At 42.3% G+C, this 23002-nt stretch carries 23 protein-coding genes; 7 read left to right on the forward strand and 16 right to left on the reverse strand.

Translation table 11 applies throughout. The annotated features are described in order from the left end of the window. Window positions 1-66: 66 nt before the first annotated feature. From AC1DQW_RS16515 to kdpF, 4 genes are all read right to left on the reverse strand, one after another. A complete protein-coding gene (locus tag AC1DQW_RS16515; protein ID WP_477455096.1) occupies window positions 67-633 on the reverse strand; it encodes a K(+)-transporting ATPase subunit C in 567 nt (188 codons plus the stop codon). 134 nt (window positions 634-767) lie between these two features. Beyond that, window positions 768-2795 (reverse strand): potassium-transporting ATPase subunit KdpB, encoded by a 2028-nt coding sequence (kdpB, locus tag AC1DQW_RS16520; RefSeq protein ID WP_477455097.1) that lies wholly within the window; start codon window positions 2793-2795, stop codon window positions 768-770. Window positions 2796-2797: 2 nt separating this feature from the next. Then, a complete protein-coding gene (gene kdpA / locus AC1DQW_RS16525; protein WP_477455098.1) occupies window positions 2798-4513 on the reverse strand; it encodes a potassium-transporting ATPase subunit KdpA in 1716 nt (571 codons plus the stop codon). An 11-nt stretch (window positions 4514-4524) separates the two neighbouring features. Further along, a complete protein-coding gene (gene kdpF, locus AC1DQW_RS16530; RefSeq protein ID WP_169611101.1) occupies window positions 4525-4602 on the reverse strand; it encodes a K(+)-transporting ATPase subunit F in 78 nt (25 codons plus the stop codon). 387 nt (window positions 4603-4989) lie between these two features. On the opposite strand from kdpF, the gene AC1DQW_RS16535 reads away from it, so the two are divergent. Then, on the forward strand, window positions 4990-5460 hold the full coding sequence (locus tag AC1DQW_RS16535) for a hypothetical protein (protein ID WP_477455099.1): 471 nt from the start codon (window positions 4990-4992) through the stop codon (window positions 5458-5460). 64 nt (window positions 5461-5524) lie between these two features. Here the strand turns inward: AC1DQW_RS16535 and AC1DQW_RS16540 are convergent, their stop codons facing one another. From AC1DQW_RS16540 to AC1DQW_RS16560, 5 genes are all read right to left on the reverse strand, one after another. Further along, window positions 5525-6871 (reverse strand): sigma-54-dependent transcriptional regulator, encoded by a 1347-nt coding sequence (locus AC1DQW_RS16540; RefSeq protein ID WP_477455100.1) that lies wholly within the window; start codon window positions 6869-6871, stop codon window positions 5525-5527. A gap of 79 nt (window positions 6872-6950) precedes the next feature. Next, a complete protein-coding gene (locus AC1DQW_RS16545) occupies window positions 6951-7154 on the reverse strand; it encodes a YqaE/Pmp3 family membrane protein (RefSeq protein WP_477414578.1) in 204 nt (67 codons plus the stop codon). Window positions 7155-7213: 59 nt separating this feature from the next. After that, the gene (locus AC1DQW_RS16550; RefSeq protein WP_477455101.1) at window positions 7214-7753 is read right to left on the reverse strand and encodes an acyl-CoA thioesterase; all 540 of its coding nucleotides are present in this window, start codon (window positions 7751-7753) and stop codon (window positions 7214-7216) included. Between the two features lie 144 nt (window positions 7754-7897). Continuing rightward, entirely contained in the window at window positions 7898-8269 is a 372-nt protein-coding gene (locus AC1DQW_RS16555) for a DoxX family protein (RefSeq protein WP_477455102.1), read from the reverse strand. A gap of 73 nt (window positions 8270-8342) precedes the next feature. Then, window positions 8343-8819, reverse strand: coding sequence for a hypothetical protein (locus AC1DQW_RS16560; RefSeq protein ID WP_477455103.1), 477 nt, complete (start codon window positions 8817-8819; stop codon window positions 8343-8345). Window positions 8820-8924: 105 nt separating this feature from the next. Here AC1DQW_RS16560 and AC1DQW_RS16565 point away from each other — a divergent pair, with 105 nt between their 5' ends. The 3 genes from AC1DQW_RS16565 to AC1DQW_RS16575 all read left to right on the forward strand — a co-directional run bounded on the left by AC1DQW_RS16565 (window position 8925) and on the right by AC1DQW_RS16575 (window position 11612). Beyond that, window positions 8925-9560, forward strand: a complete 636-nt coding sequence (locus AC1DQW_RS16565; protein ID WP_477455104.1) for a MarR family winged helix-turn-helix transcriptional regulator — start codon at window positions 8925-8927, stop codon at window positions 9558-9560. 211 nt (window positions 9561-9771) lie between these two features. Further along, window positions 9772-10044, forward strand: a complete 273-nt coding sequence (locus AC1DQW_RS16570) for a DUF4242 domain-containing protein (protein ID WP_477455105.1) — start codon at window positions 9772-9774, stop codon at window positions 10042-10044. Window positions 10045-10958: 914 nt separating this feature from the next. After that, a complete protein-coding gene (locus AC1DQW_RS16575; RefSeq protein ID WP_477455106.1) occupies window positions 10959-11612 on the forward strand; it encodes an LpxL/LpxP family acyltransferase in 654 nt (217 codons plus the stop codon). A 59-nt stretch (window positions 11613-11671) separates the two neighbouring features. Here the strand turns inward: AC1DQW_RS16575 and atpG are convergent, their stop codons facing one another. The 6 genes from atpG to atpB all read right to left on the reverse strand — a co-directional run bounded on the left by atpG (window position 11672) and on the right by atpB (window position 16910). Next, window positions 11672-12553 carry an ATP synthase F1 subunit gamma gene (atpG, locus tag AC1DQW_RS16580; RefSeq protein ID WP_477414591.1) on the reverse strand — a complete coding sequence of 294 codons (882 nt, stop codon included), beginning with the start codon at window positions 12551-12553 and terminating at the stop codon, window positions 11672-11674. A gap of 140 nt (window positions 12554-12693) precedes the next feature. Next, a complete protein-coding gene (gene atpA, locus AC1DQW_RS16585; RefSeq protein ID WP_477455107.1) occupies window positions 12694-14268 on the reverse strand; it encodes a F0F1 ATP synthase subunit alpha in 1575 nt (524 codons plus the stop codon). A 34-nt stretch (window positions 14269-14302) separates the two neighbouring features. Beyond that, window positions 14303-14851: an ATP synthase F1 subunit delta gene (atpH, locus tag AC1DQW_RS16590; protein ID WP_477455108.1), complete on the reverse strand. Its 549-nt coding sequence runs from the start codon at window positions 14849-14851 to the stop codon at window positions 14303-14305. An 89-nt stretch (window positions 14852-14940) separates the two neighbouring features. Continuing rightward, window positions 14941-15432 carry a F0F1 ATP synthase subunit B gene (gene atpF, locus AC1DQW_RS16595; protein ID WP_477414597.1) on the reverse strand — a complete coding sequence of 164 codons (492 nt, stop codon included), beginning with the start codon at window positions 15430-15432 and terminating at the stop codon, window positions 14941-14943. A 108-nt stretch (window positions 15433-15540) separates the two neighbouring features. Beyond that, window positions 15541-15741, reverse strand: a complete 201-nt coding sequence (atpE, locus tag AC1DQW_RS16600) for an ATP synthase F0 subunit C (RefSeq protein ID WP_477404072.1) — start codon at window positions 15739-15741, stop codon at window positions 15541-15543. A 98-nt stretch (window positions 15742-15839) separates the two neighbouring features. After that, complete coding sequence (gene atpB, locus AC1DQW_RS16605) at window positions 15840-16910, reverse strand: F0F1 ATP synthase subunit A (RefSeq protein WP_477404054.1); 1071 nt, start codon at window positions 16908-16910, stop codon at window positions 15840-15842. A 114-nt stretch (window positions 16911-17024) separates the two neighbouring features. On the opposite strand from atpB, the gene AC1DQW_RS16610 reads away from it, so the two are divergent. Further along, window positions 17025-17246, forward strand: a complete 222-nt coding sequence (locus AC1DQW_RS16610; protein WP_477455109.1) for a hypothetical protein — start codon at window positions 17025-17027, stop codon at window positions 17244-17246. A gap of 79 nt (window positions 17247-17325) precedes the next feature. On the opposite strand, the gene AC1DQW_RS16615 is transcribed toward AC1DQW_RS16610, so the two are convergent. Further along, window positions 17326-17559, reverse strand: coding sequence for an AtpZ/AtpI family protein (locus tag AC1DQW_RS16615; protein ID WP_477455110.1), 234 nt, complete (start codon window positions 17557-17559; stop codon window positions 17326-17328). Window positions 17560-17639: 80 nt separating this feature from the next. Here AC1DQW_RS16615 and porW point away from each other — a divergent pair, with 80 nt between their 5' ends. Beyond that, a complete protein-coding gene (gene porW / locus AC1DQW_RS16620; protein ID WP_477455111.1) occupies window positions 17640-20591 on the forward strand; it encodes a type IX secretion system periplasmic lipoprotein PorW/SprE in 2952 nt (983 codons plus the stop codon). Window position 20592: 1 nt separating this feature from the next. Then, a complete protein-coding gene (locus tag AC1DQW_RS16625) occupies window positions 20593-22845 on the forward strand; it encodes a transglycosylase domain-containing protein (RefSeq protein WP_477455112.1) in 2253 nt (750 codons plus the stop codon). The last annotated feature ends 157 nt before the right edge of the window (window positions 22846-23002 follow it).

Genomic DNA, 23002 nt, shown 5'->3' on the forward strand with positions numbered 1-23002 from the left:
CGAATAGATCCTTCACTGCGTTCAGGATGACAAACCTTTTCTCTACCGGGGGGCTTTAGACGAAGCCTATTTCTTCAACTCATCCAAAGCCACATTCAATTTCAGCACGTTCACTTTAGCCGGACCGAATACACCCAATAAAGGTTTTTCGGTATGAGCATCAACCAATTTGGTTAACGCATCCGCAGATAAACCACGTACTTTTGCAATACGGGCTACCTGTACCTGCGCTCCTGCCGGAGAAAGGTCAGGGTCCAGGCCACTACCCGATGCGGTAACCAGTTCGGCAGGGATCTGCGCACGGGTTACACCGGGGTTATGTTTTAAAAAATCCTGGATCCTGCCCTCAACCTGTTTCAAATAATCGGGGTTTGAAGGCCCTTTGTTTGAACCACCTGAACCGGCAGCATTGTAATCAACTGCCGACGGGCGGCTCCAGAAGTATTCGTCTTTAGTAAATTTTTGACCTTCGTTGGCATAACCAACCACGCGGCCCTTGTAACTTACGGTCTCCCCGTCGCCATGACCGGGCGTTAATTTGCCTACACCGGCGATAGCTAATGGATAAATTCCGGCTGTTATTACTATCAGTATGATAGTTAACTTAATAGATGGCAACAAATATGTTTTCATTTCTTTTAGATTTGAGATATTAGATTTGAGATGTGAGATTAGCCCCGCATCCTTGAAATGTAGATCTGAGTGCTCCGATATAAGATATTCGACTTTTATTTTTTGTCTCAAATCTCATATCTCACATCTCATATCTAAATAAATACGCCTACTGCAAGGTCAATCAGTTTTATACCGATAAATGGTATCAGTACGCCGCCAAGGCCATAGATCAACAGGTTACGGCGCAATAATGCGCTGGCGCCAATCGGCTTATATTCTACCCCCCTTAAGGCCAATGGTATCAGCATCGGTATAATAATAGCGTTAAATATTACTGCCGATAATATGGCCGATTCCGGACTATGCAAGGCCATGATGTTAAGCGCCCTTAACGATGGTATAGATACCATAAATAAAGCCGGCACAATAGCAAAGTACTTGGCCACATCATTGGCGATAGAGAATGTAGTGAGGGTACCACGGGTCATCAGCAATTGCTTGCCTATTTCCACAATCTCAATCAGCTTGGTTGGGTCGTTATCCAAATCCACCATATTACCGGCTTCTTTGGCTGCCTGGGTACCGCTGTTCATGGCCACGCCAACATCGGCCTGGGCCAATGCAGGTGCATCATTTGTACCATCGCCCATCATAGCTACCAGCTTACCACCTTGCTGCTCTTTTTTAATGTAGTTCATTTTATCCTCTGGCTTAGCCTCGGCAATAAAATCGTCTACACCTGCTTTTTCGGCAATAAATTTGGCGGTTAAAGGGTTATCACCAGTAACCATTACGGTTTTAACACCCATTTTACGCAAGCGGTCAAAACGTTCGGCTATGCCGGGTTTAATAATGTCCTGTAATTCAATTACACCCATTATCTTCTCGTTTTGCGATACCACCAGCGGTGTACCACCATTTGAGGCTATCTTTTTAACGTTATCCTCTACCTCTGCAGGGAAGGGGTGACCGGCCTTTAAGGCGATGTTACGAATAGAATCAAAAGCTCCTTTGCGAACGCGTAAACCTTCGGGTGTATCTAAACCGCTTGACCGTGTTTCGGCAGTGAACTTTATAAATACCGAATCTTTAGGAGCGTTTACTGATGGCACCGACTTATCAAGGCTTGCCAGTTCAACTATCGATTTACCTTCGGGGGTTTCATCAGCCAGCGAACTCAATACACAGGCGGTAACAAAATCGGCCGGTTTTACACCTGTTGCAGGGTAAAAGTTGGTAGCCTTACGGTTACCAATGGTGATGGTACCTGTTTTATCTAATAACAGCGTATCCAAATCGCCTGCTGTTTCAACAGCTTTACCCGATTTGGTGATCACGTTGGCACGCAGCGCCCTATCCATCCCGGCAATACCGATAGCCGATAACAGGCCACCAATGGTGGTAGGGATCAAACAAACAAACAGCGATATAAAAGCAGCTATAGTTATAGGGGTATTGGAATAATCGCCGAATGGTTTCAGGGTTACGCATACAATAACGAAGATGAGCGTAAAGCCTGATAACAGAATGGTAAGTGCTATCTCGTTTGGTGTTTTCTGGCGCGATGCACCTTCTACCAGGGCTATCATCTTATCCAGGAAGCTTTCGCCTGGCTGGGTAGTTACCATTACCTTTATCCTGTCGGATAATACTTTGGTACCGCCTGTTACTGATGATTTATCACCCCCAGATTCGCGGATAACCGGTGCAGATTCGCCTGTGATAGCAGATTCATCTATTGTAGCAATACCTTCAATAATCTCACCATCGGTTGGGATGTTATCGCCTGTTTCGCAGATAAATACGTCACCTTTTTTTAATTGTGATGACATTACTCTTGTCTCTTTACCGTTAACCAATAAACGGGCGGGTGTTTCTTCACGGGTTTTCCTCAAACTTTCGGCTTGTGCTTTACCACGGGCTTCGGCAATGGCCTCGGCAAAGTTGGCAAACAAAACGGTGAGCAACAGTACCAAAAATACGGTGAAGTTATAGGCAAAACTGCCCTGGCCTTTATTTGCAAAAGAGAATATAGAAACAATAAGCATTACTGCGGTACCTATTTCAACGGTAAACATAACCGGGTTACGGAACAGTATGCGTGGGTTTAGTTTGATGAAGGACTGTTTAAAAGCCTCCTTCATCTGATCGCCCTGGAATAATGTATTTGAGGTTTTCATGATTATTTAAGTGAAAAGTGTTCGGCAATTGGACCTAAAGCCAGTGCAGGGAAGAATGAAAGGGCGGCTATAATAACAATCACCGCGAAGATCATTAATCCAAAAGTTGAAGTATCGCTTTTAAGGGTACCGGCTGATTCTGGAATGAATTTTTTGTTGGCGAGTAAACCGGCTATAGCCAGCGGACCAATTATGGGTAAAAATCTGCCCAATACCATTACTATACCTGTGGTAAAGTTCCAGAAGATGTTGCCATCGCCCAAACCTTCAAATCCCGACCCGTTGTTGGCTGCTGCTGAGGTATACTCATATAACATTTCGGAAAAGCCATGGTTGCCCGGGTTGTTTAACCAGGCCGATGGTTTTACCGCCCAATCTGCACCCGGCATATGTACCACAACGTATGATGATATGGCTAAGCCAACCAATATGATGAATGGGTGTAATAAAGCTATCAGCGATGCTATCTTCATTTCCCGGGCCTCAATTTTGCGCCCTAAAAATTCCGGTGTTCGCCCAACCATTAATCCCGATATAAATACGGCTATAATGATGAAAATATAAAAGTTAAGGAAACCTACTCCGCAGCCACCATAAAAGCAGTTAACCATCATACCCAGCAATTGCATAGCGCCGGATAAAGGCATAGTGCTATCATTCATGGAGTTTACAGAACCCGTGGATGTAACGGTGGTCATGATGCTCCAATAGGCGGAGTTAGCTGGTCCAAACCGTACTTCTTTCCCCTCCATGGCACCGGTGGGCTGGCTAATACCCATGTGGGCAATTGCCGGATTACCGCTCAGTTCGGCGTTCATAGTTGGTATAAGCAACAGCAACGTACCCAGTGTCATCACCCCGAAAATTACATATGCGAATTTCCTTTTGTTGAGATAAAAACCCAGCGCAAATACCAAACCAATAGGGATAATAAGCTGTGCAACCAGTTCAACGGTATTGGTTAAGTAATTAGGGTTTTCTATAGGATGGGCCGAGTTGGCGCCAAACCAGCCGCCTCCGTTTGTACCCAGGTGTTTAATAGCTACCAAAGGAGCAACCGGTCCGCGGGATACGTGAACGGTATCGCCCTGCATGCTAATGAAGGTATCTTTACCTGCATAGCTGGTGGTCATGCCGTTAAAGGCGAAGATGACAGCTATAACAAATGATATAGGTAATAAAATGCGGGTGATTGATTTTACAAAGTAATCCCAAAAATTACCCAATTTATCGGTCACCTTATCTTTTAATGCCCTGTATAGTACCATTAGCGCTGCAATACCGGTAGCTGCCGATACAAAGTGCAGGAACATAAATACAAAGTGCTGTGTAAAATAAGTAGCGCCGCTTTCGCCCGAGTAGTGCTGTAAGTTACAGTTAACCAAAAAGCTGATGGCTGTATTGAAAGCAGTATCGGCAGACTGGCCAGGGTTTGCATCCGGGTTAAGCGGCAAGTGGCCTTGTGCCATTAAACACACAAAAGCATAAATAAGCCAAACGCTGTTAATGGTAAGCAGGGCAAATAAATGCTGTTTCCAGTTCATTTCCTTTTTGGTATCAATGCCGCTAAAACGGAAAATGAAACGGTCGAGCGGGGCTAAAAAGTCGAGCCATGTTTTTTCGCCCTTAAAAACGCGGGCCATGTAACGACCTAAGGGGATGGCTATTACAAGCGTGAGGAGGTAGGTAAAAATTACACCTGAAATTTCAGTGTTCATGGTTTTAATAATTAAAATTTTTCGGGTTTAAGCAGCACGTACACCATGTATATAAACACGGCTATGGCCACAATGAATAATGCGATCATGATGATTAGATTTTTTCGAAGTAATTAACTGATTTGAAGAAGATCCAGAAGATGACTATGAACGTCACCACATAAATAACAACCTGTAAAATATCCATAGTATTCGTTTTTGCAGAAGGCTTTACCAAGGGGATGCCAACAAATGGCAAAATCAATTAAATAACTATTAATCAGTTATTTAATTGATTTTACAAACGCAACTTTAGTTTTAACAGGTAAAATATGCCTATCATTTTGATAGGCGATTATCAATGTGGAATAACGCTGTGATTATTAGTTGACCCGGGAGTGAAATTGGGCAATCGGAAGTCTTTTTTATTGAAAGGGATTTAGATAAAAAATCATCACAACTGTATCAACGCAATTCATTTATGCGTAATCATCAGTATGAAAACAAAACTTAGCCTGATCAAAATGTTCAGCCTTTTGGCCGCTGTTTTAGTATTTGCATTTTCTGCCTGTAAAAAGGATGCCGCAAACGGAACCATTGATATTACCGGGAAATGGGCAAAAATACAATTCCAGGGGATTGATCAATATGAGTTTAAAAACGACAATACCGTTGAATACAATATAATTGCAACAGATTCCATCACTAAAAAAATAATAGGATACCGCTTTAGAAGTATAGGGAAATATAGTGTCAAAAATGATTCATTAACCATGTTTGATCTTGTAAATTATTCAAACTCAAAAAATAGTTTTGGTCCGGCAACCGAACTTGTGCCCATTGATGGCTCCAAAACGGTTGGTTATACCGTATCACTCAACGCGCAAAAAAATAAACTTTTACTTTACTTTACCTGTCCGTTTAATGCAGATTGCGTTCCTTCGCCCATTATTTATAACAAGCAGTAGCAATATACCTCGTCAAGAAAAAGTTGATACTATTGTTAAGCCGGCATGAAATTACCGGGGGTATTTACTCTAACCCGTATTCTTTCAGCTTCCTGTACAATGTAGCTACCCCAATATTCAAAAGATTGGCCGCTTCGGCGCGGTTGCCGTGGGTATGGTTAAGTACACGCTGTATGTGGAGTTTTTCAACCGATGAAAGATCAAAGGCTGACATTGAGCTTCCTGCCTTTACCTGTTGCTGTTGAATTTCATAAGGTAGCAGGCTTTCATCAAGGGTGTTGTTATCGGTAAGTATTACAGCTCTTTCAATAATGTTTTTTAGCTCGCGGATATTGCCCGGCCAGTGGTAAGCTTCCAGTTTAGTTACAAACTCATCGCTTAGCACATTTATCTGTTTTTTAACCTTAAGGCCAAAGTACTGCATAAAGTACTCTGCCAGTAGTTTAATGTCCCTTTTGCGTTCGCGCAAGGGTGGCAAGGTGATCTGGAACACCGATAAACGGTAAAACAAATCCGAACGGAAATGGCCATCAGCTATTTCTGTTTGCAGGTTACGGTTGGTTGCAGCAAGTATGCGTACATTAACTTGCGTAGGTTTGGTATCGCCTATTTTTAAAAACTGCTGTGATTCAAGCACGCGAAGCAGCTTGGCCTGCAGGTCGTGATCAAGCTCGCCTATCTCATCTAAAAATATGGTGCCGCCGCTGGCTTCTTCAAAAAGGCCTTTTTTATCTTTTAAGGCGCCGGTAAATGAGCCCGCTTTATGCCCAAACAGTTCACTCTCTAACAACTCCTTTGTAAAAGCACTGCAGTTTACAGCCACAAACGATTTTGTATTGCGTTTACTGGCCTGGTGAATAGCTTCGGCGAAGATCTCTTTGCCGGTACCTGTTTCGCCTAATAACAGAACGGTGGTATCGGTTAGGGCTACCTTTTGAGCAAGCTTGATCACATCACCAATAGCGGTTGATCTGCCAATCAGCCTGTCGAAGCCAAATTTTTCATTCAGCTTGCTTTGCAACTCTATCACGGTTTGCTGTAACAGGGCTTTATCCATTGCTTTGCTTACCAACGGAATGATCTTTTCGTTATCATCCCCCTTGGTTATGTAATCAAATGCCCCTGCTTTAATCGCTTTAACGCCATCGTTAATAGTGCCATAGGCGGTAAGCACAATAATTTCTGTTGCGGGGTATGTTTTTTTTATAGTTTCGGTGAGGGTAATGCCATCAATATCGGGCAACTTTACATCGCTCAATACAACATGTATATGCTCCTGCTGTAATTTGCGCAAGCCTTCTTTACCGGTTGCTGCAGTAATTACCTCGTGCCCTTCCAGTTGTAGAATGCGAGCCATAAGGTTACGCAGGCGTTCCTCGTCATCAATAATTAATAGCTTACCTTTTTGCACTGTTGATCGATTTGATTTTTTTGCTGATTTTGCCTGCAAACATAACTATTTTCAAATCATCAAATTCTCAAATCAGCTTTTACCACGCCCTTGCTCTTCTTGTAGCTCTCATCAATTGCCGGTGCCTTCGGGCGTCATAATAATCGCTGGTAACCAATATGGAGTGAATAACCCCGGGGATCCAAAAAAACAGGGTCAAAAATATATTAAGGATAAATGCGCCTATCCTGCCGGTGGTTAATATGGCCAGAGGAGGCATTAAAAAACATAGAAAGTATCTCATGGATAATTGATTTTAAGCTAATACCATTTAGACCATACCAGTTACTTTTTGTTACGGATTTAATCTTTGAGATTTAACGGCAGTTGCTCACCAAAGAAAAGGGCCTTTAACTCGGTAGCATCATTAGGGTGCATTTTACCCCCCAGGATTAAACGCAGCTGGCGGCGGCGCAGGGCGCCTTCATATAGCGCTATTTCTTCTTCAGTTTCGGGCAGTAATATTGGTACCTGCGTTTTTTGCCCGTCGCCATCCAATGCCACAAATGTATAATAGGCCTCGTTGCTTTTTACCTTGGTGCCCGATGGGATATTTTGCGCCCATACATCCATCCTTACCTCAACCGAGGTGGTAAACGCTCGGGTAACCCTTGCCTCGATACTGATCACATCACCTAGTTTAACCGGTGCCTGGAACGATACATTATCCACCGAAGCTGTTACTACAATACGGTTGCTATGTTTTTGCGCCGATATAGCTGCGGCGATATCCATCCAGTGCAGCAGGCGCCCACCCATCAGGTTGTTTAATGTATTGGTATCATTGGGTAATACCAGTTCATTCATGATGGTATATGATTCTTTGGGTGCTTTGCCTGTCATACTGATGATTTTAAGGCAAATATAGACATTTATAGCCAGCCAAATAACAGTTGAAGCCTTTCATAAGCTGGGTGTTTAAGGATAGGTTAACACCTGAAACTGCAGCATAGTTAAATTTATTGGGCAATTCAACTTTACCGGGCATCATCCCGTGCTTTGTAGATTATTGAACGTTTCCGTTTTATATAAATACCGGTTTGAAAACGCCAGTATAATCAGCCAGATCAATGGCTCCAAAGCATTTACAATGGTATCGCCGCTATTGAAATGTGCAACACAGGCCGAGATTAACACAATACCAAATCCGGCGTATGCCCATTCTTTAATTTTTGCGGGGATCTGCGGAACAAGCAACACAATGATACCGGTTATTTTGGCTATTGCAAGCTCAACTCTGAAATATTTTGGAAACCCCAGGTGTTCATAATCTGCCGAATACATTTTGTAAATGCTAAAAAGCATGATGCACGAAATGATGATGGTGGTTGTCCAATAAATGGTCTTGTCCTTTTTCATGATATAAATTATTTGATGTTAACAGCCAGTTACAAGCTGGCGGGGTTTGTTCGTTTTCCATAGCAGGCGATTTTTAATTGAATTTAAAAACGCTTAATATGATGATGGTTATAAAAATGGCCAGCTGGATAATATAAAAGCGGTTGAGCTTACTCCTGCTTTGCATAATTTGCGGGCTCAGCTCAAAGCCGCCATCTGTAAGTAGCTTTCTGAATTTTAGTCCGTGGCGTCTGCCCACAATTACCGCGTTGGCTACCAGGATGATTACCAAACCAAACTTAATCCTGAACCATAGTTGTTCGCCAAAAACTCCTTTTGTTAAAGCCATCATTCCAAGCCCGGTCAGGATAAGTATTGCCGCCCCTATTCCAATCAGCCTCGAAAACCTGGCTGTCACTTGCAACAAGCTGTCGGGTTTTTCTTTTCCATGGTCAAGTAAATTCCAAATGTTACTAAAAGCTATATAATCCACAAAGGTGGTTCCTGCCATCAGTACAAGGCCCATCACATGCAGGCATAATAGCGTCAATAGGTAAGTTCCGTTATTCATATTACTACTTTTTGGTTGTATTTTGTTACAATATTAAACCAAAAAGTAGTTAATTGCAAATTATTGGTAACATTTTTTTATAATTGCTACCAAATGGCAGGAAATATGAATAAAACAGTTGAACTGGTTAAACTATGGGGAGCGTTCGAGGAGCAGTACCCCGAAGGCACACTTGAAGACTTTTATCGCCTGCAGTTAACAGCCACCATCAAACAGGATTTGCCTATAGCAACCAAATGGCAGATAATGCCGGATATTAATGGTCAGCTGGTTATCCTCATCCGTAAAATCGGCAAGTTTCATGTCATGTATTCCAATAAGGCCTTGGAAGGTACTGGCTTAGACCAGATTGAAGAGTTTGGCATCCTGGTAATTATTTTTAACAAAAAGAGCCCCATTAAATCAGAGGTGATCTATGATAACCTGCTGGAACTATCCAGCGGAACCAACATGCTTATCAGGCTTAAAAAACGCGGCATGATCAGCGAATATAACGACCAGGACGACAAGCGTGTGGTACGGCTCCGGCTAACCCCAAAAGGCGAGGAAACCCTGGATAAAGCAAAAATAGAAGTTTTGAAAGTAGCAGGCATGATGGTAAATGGCTTAACCGACGACGAAAAACAATTATGCATCCAATTGCTAAACCCCATCAGCACGCGGTTTTCGTCTATCTTTCAAAAACATAAAAACATACCTTTTGACGAGATTTACCGCGACATTATGAACATTGATAATTGAGTAATGAAATATACGGCAAAGCAATCAACACAGCGATCTGGCACCGTGCAATCCCTTTTTATAAATAGACACCCAACGCATTGACAACAAGGCTAAAATGGGCAAAACGAAGAATTATTTTATTGATATATGATCGTTGTTTTCGTAACTTCACATTAAGAAGAAACGCTATCCCCAGCGTTAAGCCAGTAAAAACCTAAAAAGCCAAATTATGCCAAAGTATGTAATTGAAAGAGAAATACCTGGAGCAGGTGAGCTTTCACAAGAACAACTAAAAGCCATTTCACAAGCCTCATGCGGTGTATTGAGCAATATGGGCCCGCAAATTCAATGGGTGCAAAGCTATGTAACCGATAACAAGATCTATTGCGTTTACATTGCCCCCAATGAGGATATGGTTAGGGAACATGCCCGGCAAGGTGGATTCCCGGCAAACTCCGTTAGTGAGGTTGGTACAATTATCGACCCAACAACTGCCGAGTAAATGGGCTTGTGATTACTGCATGCAGCCGGAATATTTTCTATTCTCCCGTCAGAAGAAGCGTGTTTATCCCCCTGAGGTAGACAGAAATCTCTATGAGCTGTTGCCGGTGTTCCACCGTTTAGGTGCAAGCTGACACACTATTTTCAAATACAGAGGCAAGCTATTATATATCAAATAGTTATAAAATTTCACTACGACATGACTTGTCGTAGTGGAGGCTGTTTGTCTGTTCGTTCATGGAACGGTGACTTTCCTGCTAACTCCAACCAACCGGGAACTTTACACAATACGCATCCACTTCACAATATGCGTACAATATCTAATTACGCACTTAACACCCACTGGCTATCAGTAAATTGTATCATAATAAAAGTTAACCAACTAAACCAGCGAGGGCTTATTTGCGGGTATGAACAAACCCGGCAAACGGCAAAAACCTTTAGGCCATGTAAATAGATCATCATTGCGAGTAACCACCAGGATAATCCTGGAAAAAATGGGGATGACGTGCTGGCTTTAGGGGGCTTACAACAACCATGTCATTGCGAGCGCAGCGCGGCAATCGCGAACTGTGCAGGTCCGCTCTGTATAGCATGCGATTGCTTCGTGCCTCGCAATGACATAGATTACATTAAAATACAACACTGATAATCAGCAATTTATAAACACGCCATTATAAGACACGAAGCAATCCTCTACCTACAGAGTAGCCGTGCAATCAGCTCTGCATAGTTCGGGATTGCTTCGTACCTCGCAATAACGGTCCGTTTTTTTATTTTTAAACAGCCTCTTATAATTTAATTAATATGCGTCTTAAGCCTTACGTTTTAGTCCAATTTATATCTGTTTGCAGCATTTTATCATATTTAAGTGCAGGTATTCATTACTGCCTTATAACTTCCAGGGTTTTAAAAATGCCGTTTTACATTTTAAACGGTAAAAGCCAATTATATAAAAACCTTAATCAAATCTGGTACACCCGGCTTGTCAGGCGGGTTATCTCGGTATCCGTGCGAAGTCCGCTTCGCCTCACTACACTCCGTTTGGTAAATTTTAATGTTACTATCCCTCCCGATTCTGGTTGTGTTATAGCCATTTGCCATACACCATGGAAAAGATTATTGGTGCAATGGTGCCTTGAAAACAATTTTTCGTTAATTATTGCAGGTGGTAAATGGACCAAACAAAGAGAGCGCATTCAACGACAGGCGCTGGGGATTACCGACTTGCGGTGTATAGTGAAATATTTGAACCAAAAAGGGCGAATAGTTATTGCCTGCGATATTTTTAATAATTTAAACAATTGCCCGGTTAACTTTTTAGGAAAACACCATAATGTATCGTTGCTTCCTGCCCGTTTAGCACGAATAGCAGGGGTACCATTAATTACAGCTGTACCGGTACTTAAAAAAGGGCATATCAATTTTGATGGGGGGCCGCAATTCAACCCAAGCAACCTGGATGCCGACCCCGGCGACGCAATGCAAAAAATTGTTTCGTTTTTGGAAACCGAAATAAAAAACAACCCGAGTGTGTGGCTAACAGCATATGTCAAAAATTTCGCTTAAAAACAAAAAAAGCCTCCTTTTGCAAGGAGGTCCGGTATAAATAAGTTTATAAATATGGATTAGCTTGAAAGGGCAGCCGCACCGCTCACAATCTCGGTAAGCTCGGTGGTAATGGCAGCCTGGCGGGCCTGGTTGTATGAAAGCTTAAGGGCTTTCAGCAGCTCGCCGGCATTGTCGGTAGCCTTATCCATGGCTGTCATACGTGCGCCATGCTCAGATGCGTTTGAATCTAATACAGCACGGTATAACTGGATCTTGATGTTTTTAGGGATCAGCTGCTCTACTATTTCCTCTTGCGATGGCTCCAGGATGTAATCAACATTGGCAGTTTTTACAGCTTCCTTCTTATCTGGTTTTGGCACAGGCAATAACTGCTCGGCAATAAGGTATTGTACAGCCGCGTTCCTGAAGTGATTATATACCAGTTCAACACGGTCAAACTTACCATCAACAAAACCTTCCATAATGCTTTCAGTAATTTTTGAAGCATTCTCGAAGTTAAGGTCAAGGTACAAATCGTTATTGTTACCAATTACGTTGTACTTGCGCCTTTCGTAAAACTCCTGGCTTTTTTTACCTATGGCAACTATCGAAACGTTACCTGCCTGCAATTGCTTACTGTACTTTTCGGCAATTAGGTTATTGGCCGTTTTAATTACGTTTGCATTAAATGCACCCGCCAAACCCCGGTTTGATGATACCACTACCACCAAAACACGCACGGGCTCGCGCTCCTGCAAATAAGGTGATGAGCCATCCTCTAAACTTTGAGAAAGGTTTGCCAGCAGCTCTTTAAGCTTATTAGCATAAGGGCGCAATTGAACGATAGCATTTGTAGCGCGCTTTAACTTGGCAGCCGAAACCATTTTCATGGCCTTGGTGATTTGCTGTGTTGACGTTACAGATTTTATCCTGTTTCTTACTTCTTTTAAATTAGCCATCTTTTGAGATTTGAGATGTGAGATTTGAGATTTGAGACAATCGCCTCAATATTCAAATACCCAACCTCGCTATGTTTATTATCTCTATTAAGATGTGAGTGAGCTTATCTCATATCTCACATCTAATATCTCACATCTAATTAATATTTACCTGCCAGTTCTTTAGCTACCGTTTCCAGTACGCCTGTTATCTGGTCGTCAAATTTACCTGCTTTAAGGGCAGCTAATACTTCGGGGTGACGAACTTCTAACTGGCTTGTGTATTCTGCTTCAAACTTCCTGATGTCTTTTACAGGAACATTACGCATCAGGTTTTTTGTACCTAAATAAATGATGGCTACTTGCTTTTCAACTGTTACCGGTGAGTACTGGCCTTGCTTTAACACTTCCACGTTACGTACGCCTTTATCAAGCACGTTTTTGGTTGATGCATCAAGATCAGATCCGAATTTTGAGAAAGCCTCTAATTCGCGGTATTGAGCCTGGTCAAGTTTCAAAGTACCTGCTACCTTCTTCATTGATTTAATCTGCGCGTTACCACCCACACGTGATACCGAGATACCTACGTTAATAGCCGGACGAACACCCGCGTTAAACAAGTTTGATTCAAGGAAGATCTGGCCATCGGTGATCGAGATCACGTTGGTTGGGATGTACGCAGATACGTCACCAGCCTGGGTCTCGATGATAGGCAATGCGGTTAATGAACCACCACCTTTAACGATACCACGGATAGACTCCGGCAAATCATTCATCGCCTGGGCGATAGAATCATTGGCGTTGATTTTAGCGGCACGCTCTAATAAACGGCTGTGCAGGTAAAACACGTCACCAGGATAAGCCTCACGGCCCGGTGGACGACGCAATAATAAGGATACCTCGCGGTAAGCAACAGCTTGTTTCGACAAATCATCATAAACGATCAATGCCGGGCGACCTGTATCGCGGAAGTACTCGCCAATAGCCGCACCTGCAAAAGGAGCAAAAAACTGCATGGTAGCAGAATCAGCAGCACTTGCAGCAACAACGATAGAGAAAGGCATAGCGCCGTTTTCTTCAAGCGTGCGTACAATGTTTGCAACTGTTGATGCTTTTTGACCGCAGGCAACATATATACAGATAACCGGTTTACCGGCATCGTAAAATTCTTTTTGGTTGATGATGGTATCCACGCAAACAGCGGTTTTACCTGTTTGGCGGTCACCAATAACCAACTCACGCTGGCCACGACCAATAGGGATCATCGCGTCGATAGCTTTGATACCTGTTTGTAAAGGCTCGGTAACCGGCTGACGATAGATAACACCAGGCGCTTTACGCTCCAATGGCATTTCGTAAGTTGTACCTACAATTGGTCCTTTACCATCAATTGGGGTTCCTAAAGTATCAACAACACGGCCAAGCATGCCTTCGCCAACATTGATTGATGCAATGCGATTGGTACGTTTTACAGTATCACCTTCCTTAATATCGTCAGATTTACCTAACAATACCACGCCCACGTTATCTTCTTCAAGGTTAAGTACGATACCTTGCAATCCTGTGCCAAATTCTACAAGCTCACCTGATTGTACTTTTGTTAATCCATAAACGCGCGCAATACCGTCACCCACCTGGAGTACAGTACCCACTTCTTCTAATTCAGATTCTGACTTAAAGCCTGCCAATTGCTGACGCAAAATTGCCGATACTTCGTCTGGTCTTACCTCTACCATTGTTTAAATTTATTTTAGAGTTTTGTTTTTACTATTATTGAATCACCTTCAGGGCAAATTCTTTTTTCAATTTTTTCAAGCTTGCGGCAATGCTGGTATCAATCTGCTTGTCGCCCACAGTTAGTACAAAACCACCAATTAATGATGGGTCAACCTTGGTTTCCAATACAACAGTACCACCTACTGTGCTTTGCACTTCGGCTATAATGGTTTTTTTATTTGCTGCCGATAATTCGGTAGCCGATGTAACCTTAGCCTTTGTAATATGCCTTTTAATATTAAACAGGTTTATATACTCAAAAGCAGTAGTATATAAAACCTCGCCACGGCCTTTATCAACCATCAGTTTAAAAAACGCAATAGTTGCCTTGTTTACCTTTTTCAGGAATACAGCATCAAGTATTTTGGTTTTTTTGGAGTGAGCAACAATAGGATTGCTCAAAACAGCTTTAAGCTCCGGACTGGCCTTTAAGGTATGTATAAACAGATCCATATCTGCTTTAATCGCATCAACAATATTTTGTTCCTGTGCAAGGTCAATAAGGGATTTTGCGTACCTGGATCCTACCGTTAATTCTGACATATTTTCTTTAGATGTGAGATGTTAGATATGAGATTGGAGACCGGAGAAAAAATCTCATATCTCATATCTCATATCTCAAATCTATACTATTATAATTTCACTTCTTTTAATAATTGGCTTACCAGAGCATCTTGTTTTTGCTGATCTTCAAATTGCCTGCGTAATATTTTCTCGGCAATATCTAATGATAAGGTAGCAACCTGGTTTTTAACATCAGCCATCGCGATAGCTTTCTGGTTGTTAATTTCCACGCGGGCAAGTTCAATCATGCGTGCGCCTTCTTTATGAGCAAGTTCTTTAGCATCAGCAATCATTTGCTCTTTAACTTTACGGGCATCGTTAAGTATCTGGTCGCGCTCGGCACGGGCTTGTTTTAATAACGACTCGTTTTCGTTAGTTAAACGGGCCATTTCTTCTTTAGCTGCTTCAGCTTTTGAAAGTGCATCTTCAATAAAACGTTCACGATCGCTAAGCGCGCCTAAGATAGGTTTCCAGGCATATTTCCCTAATATAAATAACAGGATCCCGAAGGATATTGTTGTCCAGAAAACTAAACCTAATGCGGGTGTAACTAAATCCATAAGTGTGTATAGTAATTACTTTGAGTATATTTCTTTTTTTAATGGGATTAAAAACAAGCCCGAAACCAATCGTTCCGGGTTGTTTTTTTCTTTTTTGCCTAATAATAATTAGAGCAAAGCTACTACCACGGCAAACAAAGCAACACCTTCAACAAGGGCTGCAGCGATGATCATGTTAGTTTGAATTTTTGAGGCAGCCTCTGGCTGACGGGCAATACCTTCAACGGCTTTACCGCCAATAGAACCGATACCAATACCAGCGCCGATAACAGCTAAGCCAGCACCAACTGCACCAAGGCTTCCATGTATTCCTGTAGTTGCCTGAGCTACAACCGTACCAATGGTTCCAATCATTCCAATCATTGTTTGATAATTTAACGTGTATATATAATTATAATTAATTCAGATTAATGGTGATGCTCTTCAACAGCCATACCTATAAACAGGGATGTAAGCATCGTGAAAATAAAGGCCTGCAAAAACGCCACAAGCAACTCAATAGTATCCATAAATACCACAAACGGAACAGATACTGTTGACATCCATGCGGTTTTAAAGATAAATATCAATGATATTAAACTCAACACGATAATGTGACCCGCAGTAATGTTTGCAAACAAACGAATCATTAACGCGAAAGGCTTTGAGATAATACCAATAATCTCAACCGGAACCATGATAGGGTATAACCATAGCGGAATATCCGGTGTGAAAATATGCTTCCAGTAGTATTTGTTACCGCTAAAGTTAATAACGATTAATACAATTACCGATAACACCATAGTAACCGCTATATTACCGGTTAGGTTGAAGCCACCCGGAAACATGGGAACCAAACCCAACAGGTTGTTTATTAATATAAAGAAGAATATGGTTAGCAGCAAAGGCATGTATTTAACATACTTTACGCCAATGTTTGGTATAGCCACTTCATCCCTTACAAACAGGATAACCGGTTCTAACAATGCCTGGATGCCCTTTGGCGCTTTACCTGCACGTTTTTTATAGCCCGATGTAACACTTAAAAATACGATGAGCAAAATGATCATCCCCATCCACATACTGGCAACGTTGCGGGTGATTGAAAAATCATAAACTTTGGCAGCTTTATCTACTTCACCGGCTTCATTTACAGCTTCAATCTTGTTACCTTCAAGCTTGTAGCTGTAATGTGCGCCTTTATAAACAGGCGACTCCTCGCTACCTTCTTCCTTTAATAATTTACCCGATAAAAAAACCTCCAGTCCCTTATCAGTATACAATATTACCGGCAACGAAATAAAATGCTCGCCCAACAATGGTATTGCTACAGGCCAGGAATGCGAATCGCCGATGTGTTCAAATACTATTTCCTTCGGATCAAAGGGTTTTGACTCTTCTTTTTTAGCATTTTCCTGCGAAAATGACAGTGTAGGCATTACGCCTAACAACAAAAAAAGTGCGGAAATCAGGAATGTTTTAAATATTTTTGAGTTCAAAATCGAGCTGTTATACATCTAAATGAAGTTTTCTACCTTAATTTTTGGTTGCGCAAGTTACGTAACAAACCATAAATTTCAAAGGCCATATTTAAGAAATATATGTAAAAAAAATTGCCCGCAAAAACATACCGGTTTACGCTGTTTTTTGTAAGGAATATTGCTACAAAAAATAAGCAGGCCAATATTTTAACCGTAGTGGCCGCCAAAAAGGCCTGTGCATACAATTCATGGTTAATTTGCCCTATAATTACAATGGAAATAACGGTTAAAAAGGTAAGCCCGGCAATGAATAAAAATACCAGCCAAAACTTTGGTGTTAACAAATTTGCATAGCCGACATAACTTAAAACCAGCGGCGGTACCGAAATGATAACAATAAATAAAAGAAATGATAATACGGTAGGAAGCAGTTTCAACTTTTTACGGATCTGATGACGATGTACAATGAAATGAATACCCCCACAAGTGACAATATTGCAGTTACCCATTTAGTTTGATGGTTTGCAGCCTGGTCTATTTTATACCCGGCAAAAGCAAACACACCAATAACAGCAATCATCTGGAAAGCCATCCCGCTAAATTTAGCATAGTTACTTACCTGTTTGCCACCATTCTCCTTATTATTATCTGGTTCGTTTTGGGCCATGCGCAAATTTATTAAACCTATTGTATAATCTTTAGTATTTTAGCAATGCTTTTTATAACCATGACCATATATTGAGGCGCGTGAGCATATTTTCCCTATCCAAACCGTACAAACTTATAATACCTGCGCTAATTATTGTTTTAGCAGGGTGCTCGCTCGAAAAGAAAAGCGGCTTCAACCGCAATATGCAAAACCTTACGGCTCATTATAACATACTGTTTAATGCCAATGAATTACTGCGCATTAAGCAGGAAACCTATGCCGCGGGCTTTGTTGATTCATACAACGAACTGCTGAACGTTTACCCCGATACCACTGCCCAAAGCGGCACTCCCGATAAAGACCTGGAACTGGCCATCAGCAAAGCCAATAAGATCATTAATATAAAAGAGCAAAGCCATTACCTTGGCAATGCCTACCTGGTTATGGGCAAAGCGCGTTTTTTAGAAGGCAACTATTTTGATGCCGTAGAATATTTTAATTACGTTATTTTATCTTATGGCAAGCAGATTGAATTAAAACAGGAGGCTTTGATATGGAAGGGACGCGCCTTGTTATACCTTAATAACCCGGCACAGGCAAAAATCATTATTGATACCGCTATACAAAACATCAACCCTAAAAAAAGCATTCCCGCCGGCATTTATGCTACCCAACTACAATACAACATCAATACCGAAGACTACCCGGCCGCCGAAGAAAGCGCCAAAACAGCTCTGAGGCTTTGTCATGATGGTAATCTTAAACTCCGCTGGACATTTATTTTGGCCCAGCTTCAGGAACTCAATCAAAAACCACAGGAAGCCATAGTTAATTATACCAGTGTTGTTAAAAGTAACGCCTCGTTTGAGATGGCTTTTAATGCCAACCTTAACCGCATCCGCATACGGGATAATGAGGACGGTATTAAACAAAATAAAATTGAGCGCCTGCGTAAACTGCTTAAAAACCAAAACAACAAGGAGTTTACCGATCAGATTTATTACCAGGTTGCCCAGCAGCTATACATCGCCGGTGATATTGACGGCGCCCTGAAAAACTACAAACTATCGGTACGCAGCAGCCTCAAAAACCAAAATCAAAAAGGTCTCTCCTATCTACGCATTGCCGATATCGACTTTAAAAACAAAGCTGATTATGCCGAAGCTAAATTATATTACGATAGCACACTCACCTACCTTGCCCCTACCTACCCCGGCTACCAGATTATCCGCAAAAAAGCCAATAACCTGCAAATTTTAACCGGCTTACTGCAAACCATATCGCGCGAGGATACCCTGCAAATGCTGGCCGCTTTGGACGAGCAAACCCGTACCGCCCGCATTGATGCCATGGTTACCCGCAAAATATTACAGGATAAAGTAACTAAAGAAACGGTTACAACTAATAACGGCCAATTTGAAAACAGCAGGAACACCAATAATTTAAATAACCAGCAGGCCAGCAAAAGCGGAGGCAGCATATTTTATTTTTATAACCCTGCCGCCTTAAGTCTTGGAACCAATGATTTTAAAAGGCAATGGGGCAACCGCAAGCTGGAAGATAACTGGCGCCGCAGTAAACGATCAAACAGTAATATTGCTACCAATGTAAACGGAACAAACTCGGTACAGGATACTGATCCTTTTGCACCATCGGCACAGGAAGCAGCCAATGCTGCCAGGGGCGATGCTGGAAGCTACCGGCAGGACATCATTAAAAACCTGCCCTTAACAGCCGACCTGCTTAACCGGTCGAACTTTCGTGTTTATAATGCTTACATGGATATGGCCAATTTTTACCGCGATATTTTGGGCGATAAAAAGGAAGCCATTGCTACATATGAAGCTCTGCTGGCCCGTTTCACCAACAGTGCGGATAAAGCAGCTGTATATTACAATTTATACCGGCTATATGCCGATATTGATGCCTCCCGGTCTGAAGCATACAAGAACAGGATACTGAAGGAGTTTTCTGAAAGCGTATTTGCCAAAGTGATACTTGATCCCGAATACAGTAAACACCTTGATGATGCAAATGCCGAATTTAATGGGCTTTACAATGGTGTATATGAGCTGTACGCGCAAAAAAATTATGCTGCCGTTGTTACACAGGCAAATGATTTGCTGACCAAATATCCCGACAACCGTTTTGCAGCCCAGCTATCATATTTACGAACCATTGCTGCCGGTCACCAGGAAAAGCTAACCCCTTTTATGACCGATCTGCAGCAGATAACGGCAAAATATCCCGATGATAAACTGGTAACTCCACTTGCAAATCAGCACCTGGCTTATATTGATGCCAACAAAACCGAAATGGAAAGCCGTACGGTAGTGCTGACAGGTGATGATATAAACGAAATACCTTTTACCCCGCCGGTAGCCTATCAAAAACAAACAGAGTACCGGCCAGATTACCATCCATCGCCCCAGGCACAGGTAGCACAGGTAAGGCAGGAACCAAAAGCAACCCCGCCCATAGTGGCTCAGGCAAAACCAACTACACCTGTTGAAATACCCAAACCTGCCGAACAAATCAAACCAAAAGAAACAGCGGCAATTACGCCTCCGCCTGCGGATTCGTTTAATAAACCTGCCGATCAACCGCCAGTAACATCACAAGCCCAACAGCCTCAGCAACAAGCTGCACAGGCGCCAACAATAAAACCACCAGTCCCGGTAAACTACATATTCTCTATGCGCGATAGCAGCAATTATTATTTTGTGGTAAATGTTAGCAGTGGTACAACTAACCTTGCTTCATCGCGTTTTGGTATAGGGCAGTTTAACCGTACCAGGTTTTCGGGCAGTACCATTAAGCATGATTTAAAACCTATTGGGCCTGATGATCAGCTGATATTTGTTGGTCGTTTTTATAGTCTTGAGGATGTAAAAAAATATGCACGGGGAATTATCCCGCTGATGCCCGATATTATGAAGGTGCCAAAGGATAAATACAGTTTTTTTATCATTACCAAGGAAAATCTGGATAAATTAGCCGACCAAAAAACGTTAGATAGTTATATTGATTACTATCAAAAATATTATTGAAATGAGAACCTATAACAAAAAACCTGCGCTTACCCCACAGGATATAAGACGGTATAACTGGTACATATGGCGCGCTGTAATTGCCGCCTTTGTATTTGTAATTATAATGATAACGCTTACCGTTTTTGACGTATTTGGCCAGTTGCCTCCATTCCGCGATCTGGAAAACCCTAAAAGCAATCAGGCATCAGAAGTAATATCATCAGATAAGCAAATTTTAGGCACCTATTATATCCAGAATCGTTCCAACGTTACATTTGCCGGCCTTTCGCCCAATGTAGTTAACGCCCTGGTGGCAACCGAAGATAAGCGCTTTTACGATCACTCGGGGATCGATTTCGGGCGGAGCTTCACGATATTCCTGCACCTACTTATCGGGCAAAAACAAGGTGGCAGTACTATTACACAGCAATTGGCGCTTAATCTTTTCAGCGAAAGGGCTGCTAATCCGTTTAAACGTGTGATTCAAAAAATGCAGGAATGGGTAACAGCTGTTAAACTGGAACGCCATTATACCAAGCAGGAGATCCTAACCATGTATCTTAACACGGTTGACTTTGGCGCGTACAACACCTATGGCATCAAATCGGCGGCGCGTACCTATTTTAATACCACACCTGATAAACTAACCCCAGATCAGGCTGCCCTGTTGATAGGTATGGTAAACGGTCCGGGCATCTACTCGCCTATAAGGCACCCGCAAAATGCGCTCAGACGCCGCAACCTTGTGCTTAACCGAATGGAAGAACAGGGTTACCTGAGCAATGGCCAGGCAGATGAGTTTAAAAAGAAGCCGCTGGGATTAAACTTTCACCAGAATAATCATTTTGACGGACCTGCACCATATTTCAGGTCGGTATTAAAAAAAGAGATCCAGAAGATCTTTAAAGATCAAAATATTAACCGGCCCGATGGTACTCCTTATGACCTTGACCGCGACGGCTTGAAGATCTATACTACCATTGACGCAACCATGCAGCAATATGCCGAAGACGCGCAGCAGGAATACATGAAGAACCTGCAGGTGCAGTTTAACGATCACTGGCGCGGGAAAAATCTGGCAAGAAGCATTCATAACTATAAATTCCTCATTAACCAGGGGATGTTGAAAAGCGACAGGTACAAGCAGCTGAAAATGGAAGGCTTGAGTGATGATGAAATTAAAACCAATTTCAACACTAAAGATACATTGAACCTGTTTACATGGCATGGCGATATCGATACCCTGATGAAACCTATCGATTCGATTGTATACTGTAAAATGTTGCTGCGTAACGCCCTCATGAGTATGGACCCAACAACCGGCTATGTTAAAGCCTGGGTGGGTGGTACCAATTTTGAGCACTTTAAGTACGACCAGGTAAAAAACGGCACAAGGCAGGTGGGTTCAACCGCCAAGCCGTTTACCTACGCGGTAGCTATTGATAATGGATATTCGCCCTGTATGAAAATCAATAACGTGCCGGATACTATACGGGGTTATGGCGACCCATGGTGCCCGCGCTCATCGCCATCAGAAACTTTACCGGGTTTTATTACCCTACGCCAGGCATTGGCCCACTCACAAAACTGGGTAACAGCCCATGTAATGAGCGAGGTGAAACCGGAACCTGTGGTAGAGCTGATTAAAAAAATGGGCATTACCAGCGCCGTACCCGCCTACCCTTCTATATGCCTGGGTACGTTTGATGCATCGGTATTTGAAATGACGGCAGCTTATTCGGTATTTGCTAATCACGGTTTGTGGACCGAGCCTACCTATATATTACGCATTGAGGATAAAAACGGCAACGTGCTATATTCCCATACCCCAAAAGTAGTACAGGCCATGAACCCACAAACCGCTTACGTAATGACCTATATGCTGAAAGGCGTAATTGAAGATGGCACGGGCTCCAGGCTGAGCTATAAATATGGCCTGCGCAATCCCATTGGCGGCAAAACTGGCACCACCAACGGCAACTCCGATGGCTGGTTCATCGGGATAACCCCACAACTGGTAACGGGCTTATGGACGGGTTGCGAAGACAGAGACATTGCATTCCAGTCTACCAGGCTGGGCGAGGGGGCCAACAGCGCATTACCTATATTTGCCATGTACATGAAAAAGGTATACGCCAACGCCGCACTGGGCATTAAAAAAACCGTTGATTTCGACGCTCCCAAAACCGGGGTAAGCATCATTCTTGATTGCGGCCAGTATACACAGCAGCAACAAGGGACTAATGAGGTGGATAAAAAGTTAGATTTTTAAAATTGTTACCTGGTTCATTGGTTGATTAGTTCATTGGTAAAAGCTTAATCTTATAAACGAAGATGAATTCAATATGCTATTTGAAAAACTTCAATCTATCCATCTCAAACTAAATGCATATTTAAAATTCATTGGTAAAACCGCTGCGTATAAAGCA

This window comes from Mucilaginibacter sp. P5_A4 (assembly GCF_056400605.1).

Bases quoted from the DNA above. Each gene is read 5' to 3' on its own strand.
- AC1DQW_RS16625 (WP_477455112.1), top strand. From the start codon at position 20,593: ATGAGAACCTATAACAAAAAACCTGCGCTTACCCCACAGGATATAAGA.
- AC1DQW_RS16615 (WP_477455110.1), bottom strand. From the start codon at position 17,559: ATGGCCCAAAACGAACCAGATAATAATAAGGAGAATGGTGGCAAACAG.
- AC1DQW_RS16550 (WP_477455101.1), bottom strand. From the start codon at position 7,753: ATGACAGGCAAAGCACCCAAAGAATCATATACCATCATGAATGAACTG.
- kdpF (WP_169611101.1), bottom strand. From the start codon at position 4,602: ATGATCGCATTATTCATTGTGGCCATAGCCGTGTTTATATACATGGTG.
- AC1DQW_RS16560 (WP_477455103.1), bottom strand. From the start codon at position 8,819: ATGAATAACGGAACTTACCTATTGACGCTATTATGCCTGCATGTGATG.
- AC1DQW_RS16570 (WP_477455105.1), top strand. From the start codon at position 9,772: ATGCCAAAGTATGTAATTGAAAGAGAAATACCTGGAGCAGGTGAGCTT.
- AC1DQW_RS16515 (WP_477455096.1), bottom strand. From the start codon at position 633: ATGAAAACATATTTGTTGCCATCTATTAAGTTAACTATCATACTGATA.
- atpF (WP_477414597.1), bottom strand. From the start codon at position 15,432: ATGGATTTAGTTACACCCGCATTAGGTTTAGTTTTCTGGACAACAATA.
- atpG (WP_477414591.1), bottom strand. From the start codon at position 12,553: ATGGCTAATTTAAAAGAAGTAAGAAACAGGATAAAATCTGTAACGTCA.
- AC1DQW_RS16545 (WP_477414578.1), bottom strand. From the start codon at position 7,154: ATGAGATACTTTCTATGTTTTTTAATGCCTCCTCTGGCCATATTAACC.
- AC1DQW_RS16575 (WP_477455106.1), top strand. From the start codon at position 10,959: ATGCCGTTTTACATTTTAAACGGTAAAAGCCAATTATATAAAAACCTT.
- AC1DQW_RS16555 (WP_477455102.1), bottom strand. From the start codon at position 8,269: ATGAAAAAGGACAAGACCATTTATTGGACAACCACCATCATCATTTCG.
- kdpA (WP_477455098.1), bottom strand. From the start codon at position 4,513: ATGAACACTGAAATTTCAGGTGTAATTTTTACCTACCTCCTCACGCTT.
- kdpB (WP_477455097.1), bottom strand. From the start codon at position 2,795: ATGAAAACCTCAAATACATTATTCCAGGGCGATCAGATGAAGGAGGCT.
- AC1DQW_RS16565 (WP_477455104.1), top strand. From the start codon at position 8,925: ATGAATAAAACAGTTGAACTGGTTAAACTATGGGGAGCGTTCGAGGAG.
- AC1DQW_RS16535 (WP_477455099.1), top strand. From the start codon at position 4,990: ATGAAAACAAAACTTAGCCTGATCAAAATGTTCAGCCTTTTGGCCGCT.
- atpH (WP_477455108.1), bottom strand. From the start codon at position 14,851: ATGTCAGAATTAACGGTAGGATCCAGGTACGCAAAATCCCTTATTGAC.
- atpA (WP_477455107.1), bottom strand. From the start codon at position 14,268: ATGGTAGAGGTAAGACCAGACGAAGTATCGGCAATTTTGCGTCAGCAA.